The sequence below is a fragment of the Psychromonas sp. genome (genome assembly GCF_983033635.1).
In genome coordinates, this window is the sequence record NZ_CEZLMY010000130.1 from 2,483 (window position 1) to 9,716 (window position 7,234).

General features: G+C 38.3%; 11 protein-coding genes. 3 read left to right on the plus strand and 8 right to left on the minus strand.

Annotated features, from left to right (window positions below; all coding sequences use genetic code 11):
• Positions 1-61: 61 nt before the first annotated feature.
• From AC4GME_RS14135 to AC4GME_RS14145, 3 genes are all read right to left on the minus strand, one after another.
• Positions 62-322, minus strand: coding sequence for a transposase (locus AC4GME_RS14135; protein ID WP_490379626.1), 261 nt, complete (start codon positions 320-322; stop codon positions 62-64).
• Between the two features lie 98 nt (positions 323-420).
• Positions 421-567 (minus strand): DUF4124 domain-containing protein, encoded by a 147-nt coding sequence (locus tag AC4GME_RS14140; protein ID WP_490378351.1) that lies wholly within the window; start codon positions 565-567, stop codon positions 421-423.
• A 20-nt stretch (positions 568-587) separates the two neighbouring features.
• On the minus strand, positions 588-1,319 hold the full coding sequence (locus AC4GME_RS14145; RefSeq protein ID WP_490378352.1) for a DUF3108 domain-containing protein: 732 nt from the start codon (positions 1,317-1,319) through the stop codon (positions 588-590).
• A 488-nt stretch (positions 1,320-1,807) separates the two neighbouring features.
• Between AC4GME_RS14145 and AC4GME_RS14150 the strand changes: the two genes are divergently transcribed.
• The 3 genes from AC4GME_RS14150 to AC4GME_RS14160 are packed head-to-tail and all read left to right on the plus strand — an operon-like array spanning position 1,808 to position 3,700.
• Complete coding sequence (locus AC4GME_RS14150) at positions 1,808-2,782, plus strand: SPFH domain-containing protein (protein ID WP_490378353.1); 975 nt, start codon at positions 1,808-1,810, stop codon at positions 2,780-2,782.
• 53 nt (positions 2,783-2,835) lie between these two features.
• Positions 2,836-3,312 (plus strand): NfeD family protein, encoded by a 477-nt coding sequence (locus tag AC4GME_RS14155; RefSeq protein ID WP_490378354.1) that lies wholly within the window; start codon positions 2,836-2,838, stop codon positions 3,310-3,312.
• Between the two features lie 40 nt (positions 3,313-3,352).
• Positions 3,353-3,700 carry a putative quinol monooxygenase gene (locus AC4GME_RS14160; protein WP_490378355.1) on the plus strand — a complete coding sequence of 116 codons (348 nt, stop codon included), beginning with the start codon at positions 3,353-3,355 and terminating at the stop codon, positions 3,698-3,700.
• A 145-nt stretch (positions 3,701-3,845) separates the two neighbouring features.
• On the opposite strand, the gene AC4GME_RS14165 is transcribed toward AC4GME_RS14160, so the two are convergent.
• From AC4GME_RS14165 to zntR, 5 genes are all read right to left on the minus strand, one after another.
• Positions 3,846-4,373: a MerR family transcriptional regulator gene (locus AC4GME_RS14165; RefSeq protein WP_490378356.1), complete on the minus strand. Its 528-nt coding sequence runs from the start codon at positions 4,371-4,373 to the stop codon at positions 3,846-3,848.
• 73 nt (positions 4,374-4,446) lie between these two features.
• Positions 4,447-4,629: a hypothetical protein gene (locus AC4GME_RS14170; RefSeq protein ID WP_490378357.1), complete on the minus strand. Its 183-nt coding sequence runs from the start codon at positions 4,627-4,629 to the stop codon at positions 4,447-4,449.
• Positions 4,630-4,767: 138 nt separating this feature from the next.
• Complete coding sequence (locus tag AC4GME_RS14175; RefSeq protein ID WP_490379627.1) at positions 4,768-5,304, minus strand: eCIS core domain-containing protein; 537 nt, start codon at positions 5,302-5,304, stop codon at positions 4,768-4,770.
• 79 nt (positions 5,305-5,383) lie between these two features.
• A complete protein-coding gene (locus tag AC4GME_RS14180) occupies positions 5,384-6,547 on the minus strand; it encodes an SO_0444 family Cu/Zn efflux transporter (protein ID WP_490378622.1) in 1,164 nt (387 codons plus the stop codon).
• A gap of 2 nt (positions 6,548-6,549) precedes the next feature.
• On the minus strand, positions 6,550-7,029 hold the full coding sequence (gene zntR, locus AC4GME_RS14185) for a Zn(2+)-responsive transcriptional regulator (RefSeq protein ID WP_490378623.1): 480 nt from the start codon (positions 7,027-7,029) through the stop codon (positions 6,550-6,552).
• Positions 7,030-7,234 lie beyond the last annotated feature (205 nt).

Below are 7,234 nucleotides of genomic sequence, written 5' to 3' on the forward strand. Positions count from 1 at the left end.
AAAACAGAATTACAAATTTTCAGTGTGTTTCGAAGCTAATGATCCTAATGTTTAGACTGAATTATTTAGCTGTTTGAGCCATTAAAATACGGACAATATGACTCGCCAATAAATAGACCCATATCTCTTCTTCATACATTTTAGGTGATTGACAACTCAGCTCCGACATACCCATTATTATCTTTAAATTTCTAAAATCAACTTCAATATTCCAACGACTTTGATATAAATTAGGGAGATCATCTTTGCTGTGTAATTCAGCATCAAATAGTGTTGTTACAAGAATTTTATGCTTCGCTTTCATCTCTCTTACTGATAGCATTTTGGAGTTGATTGCTATTGTTCAACACTCATCTATTTTGGACGTTGAACTCATTGACTTGAGATGAGATTTCCTGTGGCTTTAAATGTATTGGTGCTTTATCTATCGCTAAAATGAATTTGTCCTTGTTCATCAGTCCACCGATAAATCTGCGAGCATGCTTTGTTTGAGCAAATAAGAAAAGGCAAACATAGTAGTAGAATTGCTGTTGCTGTTTGTGTAGTTTTCATCGTCATAACTTTCATTGTAAAGATTTTGGATCTGATCAATTAAAAGTAATATTTTTACCCTCGATACTCGCTTGAATAATATTAATTTCGTATTGTTCACCGTCTTTTTCGACTTGAACCATCTTTAATAATAAAAATGGATATTGTTTCGATAACCACAAATTCGTTTTACGTTTTTTGGCTTTATCTCGTACTTTCTCAACGCTAATGCTTTGTATTATACCAAAGGCTGTATTAATCTTTTCTTCACCTGTTACTATAAAATGGTTTTCCCTGAGTTTCCCTTTATGTGCTACATGATAAAGCATCTCTTGCTTACCTGATTGTAAATCCATACCTAATTGTAATTGGTAACTTAATCTATCAAGTGTATTGCTTGGAATATTCGTGATTGCCCAACCCTTCTTTTTTAATGGGTTTATCGCGGTCATTTTACTCCAGTCAAAATTAACTTTTTTTAGTTTATCTCGAGCTAAAATAGCAGAAAGTTTGTAGTTATATAAATGTGGCACTACCTGATTATCATGCCACGAAAGTAGCGTTGACTCATCAATATCGGCTATAAAAGACTTTACATTGAAGCTATACAACCACTGTCCATTTTGTGATTTTTTAAGTTCTCGCACTGCTTCACCTTCAATGCTAATACCTTTTTTTATTTTGGCGGTGTAGCTTGCTTTATGCGGTACGAGTTCGCTAGCCTGGCTTGTGAATGAAATGCCAAAGAGTAGAGATGAAATAAGACATAGTTTAAAGATTGTATTCATCTGGAACTCCTGTTTAGTTCAATGTTTATCTTTTGAGTATAGGAACAATAAAAGCCCTTTACCCAAAAAAATATCACTTTGCACACGATGTTTTATCTCATTATGCTCGATTGCGAAAAAACCTTATCAGAATTTGCTATTCTCCTTCGCAACTATCTGTGTTTTATGCCTGTTTCTACCCGATTGGCAGGGCCACCCCAGCGGTTAGAAACCTATAAAATTTTGGCCAAATTCATTTGACCACTTTAATCAATACCACTGAAAAGAATTTTATGAGTCGTGTTTGGTAAAACTTATAATCCCTTATTATGGAACAGCTACTCACTCTTCTTCCATCTTCATCTATAACATCCGATATTTTAGATTTTTACAAGTTAGCAATATTTATTTCTGTCAGATCATACAGATACAAGCAATAGATCTTTCTCTTTTGATTAATTCGTGATGAAATAAACTATCAATATTTCTACTTATACAAGAGGTTAATTATGCAAGATTTAATGTCAATTATCACATCTCCATGGGTATGGTTTGTCGCAGTACTTTTACTTACAATTAAAAAAGCGATTTATTTTGTACCGCAAAACCGTGGTTATGTTATTTATACGATGGGTAAATACAGTGCGACACTGGGTGCTGGTTTAAACTTTCTTATTCCATTTGTGCAACGTGTCGCAGCCGATCGTAATTTAAAAGAGCAGTCCCTGGATATTGCTTCGCAATCGGCAATCACCAGGGATAATATCACCCTGCAGATAGACGGTATTTTATTTATGAAAGTCACAGATGCAGGAGCAGCAACCAATAATGTAACTGATTATAAATTAGCCGTGATACAACTTGCGATGACCACTATGCGTAACGCCATTGGTTCAATGGAACTTGATGAGTGTTTTCAAAACCGTGATGTCATCAATGCGCAAATTTTAGGAGCAATGACAGAAGCAACACAGCCTTGGGGTGTGATGGTGACCCGCTATGAGATTCGCGACATTACCCCGCCACAGTCCATTAAAGAAGATATGGAAAAACAGATGACCGCAGAACGTGAAAAACGTTCGGTTATTTTAACTGCAGAGGGGGTTAAAACATCCGCAATTACTCAAGCGGAAGGTCTAAAACAAGCGCGTGTATTAGATGCGGAAGCTGCTAAAGCTGAGCAAGTCCTCGCGGCAGAAGCTGAAAAAGAAAAACGTATGCTGGAAGCACAGGGTAAAGCGGAAGCGATTCGCTTAGTAGCAGAAGCTGAAGCAAGCGCTTTACACGTAGTAGGTCTACAAGCAGCGACGCCTGAAGGTAAAAAAGCGGTAGAGTTAACACTTGCACAACAAGCAATTGCAGCTCATCAGGCAATTGCAGCTGAGGGTTCAGTTATATTGACCGACGGTAATACTGGCGATAATATTGCCAATACAGTTGCGCAAGCGATTGCAGTTTCCAGCTCACTAAAATTAGCTGAATAATCTTTTTTGGGGAACAGAAATCGTTCCCCGTTTTAATTTTTAATGAGGGCTCTATGGATTCCATTTTTGAGTATTTATTTAATAACCACGACAAACTTCTATACGGACTTGCAGGTATCTGTTTACTGGTTGAATTAACCCTTATCGGTTTAAGTGGGCCACTTCTTTTTATTGCAATTGGCTGTGCACTAACCGGTGTGCTTGTTTCTTTAAATTTAGTCTCTACGTGGGAAGTGGAACTGCTTTTTGTCGGTCTGTTTAGTCTGTTTAGTGCGTTACTTTTATGGAAACCACTAAAACAATTTCAAGGCACAACAGCCGTCGTTGATAACAGTAGTGATATGATAGGCCAAACTGTCCCCGTAAGCGAAACGGTAACAGCCAATGGAGGCTCAATCCGTCACTCGGGTATCAACTGGAATGCACGCTTAGCAGATGACAGTACAGTTGAAAGTATTAAAGCGGGAGAGCGTGCTTTAATCACAGGTATTGACGGCAATATTATTTTAATCAACACAAGCAAAGCATAATTTATTCACACTTTAATCCCATTAATTTAGCAAGGTTATTATGTCTCAAAAAATATACTGTATCGCAATGTTTCAACCTAAAGCAGGCAAGCTAGACGAACTTTTTAAAGTATTACAAGCACTTGAACCAAATTCACAACGTGAAGACGGCTGCATTCAATACTTAGTTACCCGTCATATTAAAAATGATTTTGCCGAAGGTAATAGCTTTCCCATCGTATTTAATGAAGTGTGGCGTGATAGAGCCGCATTTGAAGCACACTGTCAGCGTAAAGAGATTGTTGAGTTTTTTGAAACTCACTGTGTGGCAGAAACAGGTTTAGTTGAAGATTACAATGTGTGTGTATACAGCGATCAGCCAGAAAATTATGATGAACCTCAACTGTAAAATATAAGACGGTTTCAATCTATAAAAAAATACACAGGACATTGCCAAATTGCTCAAAAAGCACTGGCTGTCCTGCTCTTTATAAAATTCAATGAGTAAAAATCTGGTTATAAGTTAGTTCGTTGGCCATTATATCCGAACTCTATTATTTACCGGCTTTTGACCATTCCCGAATCAACATGATTTCGTTATTTTCTATACCGATTGATTCAAGAAAATCCTGATGGGCTTCGGGTGATGTTTTTTCAAACTCAATATGCCACTTTTTCATCCCCTCTTCATCCAAACCCGCCGCCGTCAGCAGAGATACCCATATCTCTTTAGTGATGACTTTAGAGCCTACTGCGGAGCTTTCATTCTCCAATATTTTTAGAATGACTTTCTGCTGATTCCTCAGCTCCTGCATCTCTTTATTTATAGTAAATAATCTCTGTTCAAGCGCGGAAGTAAGATCCCCTCCCTCCTTATCAAGAAGTAACGATATGGAATCTAATGGCAAACCGGCATTGCGAAATAGTAATATTTTATCCATTTGTAGCAGATCTCTATCAGAATATAATCTGTAATTTGCATCGCTTCTACAACTGGGCGTTAAGATCCCAATGGAGTCATAATAAATTAGCGTACTTCTTGAAAGCGAATATTTCTTCGCCACTTGACCAATGGTAAACATATACCTTTCCGTTAAATATAGGATTAATTGGGTGGTTGCCTAACTAAAGGCAACCACCCTGCACAATTAGTTCTTACAGTGCTCTAATTCGACTAATTTCATCTTTTGATATTTTCAGCCATTCAAGAAAAGACTGATGTTCATTTGGGTATCTGGTTTCAAATTCTTTATGCCATTTAGTCATAGTCGCATCATCAAGGCCTATCTCTTTAAACAATAAAACCCATTTTTCTTTATTCATAACTGCATTACCCATTTTCTATCTCCTAAAGTTTATTGATTTATCAGACAGTTTGTCACCGTCAAAAGTCATTCTCAGCTATGAAGTTATAGTCAGGTCAAGATTTTTTTTAAATCTAGCACATAGAATCTTTTATTAAAGAAAAGGTGGCATTCACTTATAGATAGAGGCTCGCTCATATGCTTCAACTTCTAATGGAGCATTTCGATAGCCCATCATGGCTAATTCAATCAGATAGCGACTCATGAATTTTTCTATTCCTAATTTTTCATACTGCTGCACATGAATAAGTTCATGTGCAATAAGCTCTCGACTATAAGCGCCATTTTTAATATAGATAGCATATCCATAGGTAAATCCTTCTACAAACGGAGAGTCAAGCCCTGTAGTTCTTGCGAATTCAGCTAATTTTTCATCTTCTGGAAAGGGAAACTTATCTACATATAAAATTCTAATTTTATCAACATCTTTGATTCCAATTTTGTTCGCGATATTTTGTTCTGATAATGTAAGTCGAATCCCCTTCTCTAAGGCAATAACTTCATTGTGTTGTGCAAAAGCGATCGCTGTTTGAATATATGTTTTAATTTCAGCAATGCCTTCTGCTGGTGGCGCTGATAATTTACTTTCATCTGTACAAGCTGACAACAATGAGGTTATAACGACTACTGCAATAGCAATCTTTGTCATATTTTTATCCCTATGACTTAATAGCATTTAATCTCTTATTGTCCTGCCTGCCCAGAAACTCGTTTGCAGATAATGCCGTTTATTCAGAACAGCAACCTTTACCTGCCCACTTTATCGGCAGCATATCAAAGAAGACTTTAGCCATTAATATCGCTAACAGGATACTTGAGCTGTAAACCACTGCGTCGGGTAAAAGCGCATTTTGTTCGCCAATCTGAGGCATGACCACGAAACCAAAAGTTACAACTAAGTAGTTCACTACAATTCCAGATATCAGCGCAACACCTAGTACACCACCAAGGTATCCCCACAGCGCACGTTTACCGAGTTCTTTAGCCACTACACCTAACGTTGCAATATTGGTTGCCGGGCCAGCAAGCATAAACACTAAGACTGCGCCAGGAGAAACACCTGCGAGTAACAGACCGGCCGCGATAGGTGTTGAAGCGGTGGCACAGATATACATAGGTACGGAGATAATCACCATTACTAACATAGCTAAGATACCATCGCCCCATTTAACGAGGAAATCAGCCGGCACATAGGTTTGTACTAATGCGGCAAAGAATAAACCGACTAATAACCAGACGGTGGTATCCCGCACTAAATCTGTTGCTGCAAAATGTAACCCTTTAACGATGCGCTTGATAAGCGGCGTGCCCTGCAGCTCTTGTGCGATATCTTTGCTAGAGTCACAGCAGTCCGGTTCTGACTCGATACTGTGTTTATGTTTCTCAGCTGAGCTTGTAGCACAAGAGGAAACGTCATTTTTTTTGCTGCTGCAACAACTACCTTTAAGCGGCTCTTTCGCTGACTCATCAGATGCTTTACTATTTATATTTTGCGGTTGATCATCTCGCCCGACTAATAACCCCGCAACAATCGCGCTAATAACGGCAGCTATCGGTCTGACTATCGCCATAAAAGGGCCTAGTAGGACATATGAAATAGTGACCGAATCCACTCCAGTTTCAGGGGTTGAGACTAAAAAAGAGGTGGTTGCCGCTTTAGATGCACCAGAGCGTCTCAGGCCGACGGCTGCGGGAATAACGCCGCATGAACATAAAGGCAAAGGCGCACCCAGTATGGCCGCTTTTACTGTGGTTTTAAAACCATGTCCGCCAAGCTGTTTCTGCATCCATGACATAGGCACGAACATTTTCAGCATGCCGGCTAATATTAAGCCCAATACTAACCAAGGGGCAGAGTCTAAAAATAGATCGATAAAATTTGCTAACAACATAGTTAACCCTTACTTTGACAGTTTTTTGTATAATGAGACGGATCGTGCCGGTGTGTCTGGTTTTCACATTTTATGGCCGATGAATTCGACTCTAAAGCTTCTAAAATCGAGCAGTGTTCTGCACTTTCAGGACCGCCGCAGCAAGCATCGGATAAGCGCTGTAATGAAGTCTTGAAATAATTAAGCTCTGCAATTTTAGCTTCTAAATCAGCTAATTTAATATCCACTACACCTTTAACATCTGCACAGGCCCAGTTTGATTTATCTAACTCGATAGAAAGCAGCTCTGAGATATCTGTTAATGAAAAACCAATCGCTTTTGCTCTTAATATAAAACGCAGGCGTTGTGCATCATCTTCGCTATAAATCCGGTAGCCGGATTCACTACGGGATGAAGGTTTTAATAGGCCATGCTTATCGTAAAACCGTAATGTATCGGTTTTTACCTGATAGCGCTGAGCGAGTTCCCCTATTCGATACATATTATTATCCTTTAATAGCTGTAAACGATTTATGCTACTGTTTATTTTACAAGTATAACCTTGGAGTTGAATCTAAGGTCAAGGGTTTTAAGTAAAAAAATAAAACCAGAAATAAGTGATGACTGGCAATAAAGATTGTGACTATTTTAATGAAGTTTGTGACCGTAATTAAGATTGTGACTCATTAGGTGGCAAAATATATAAA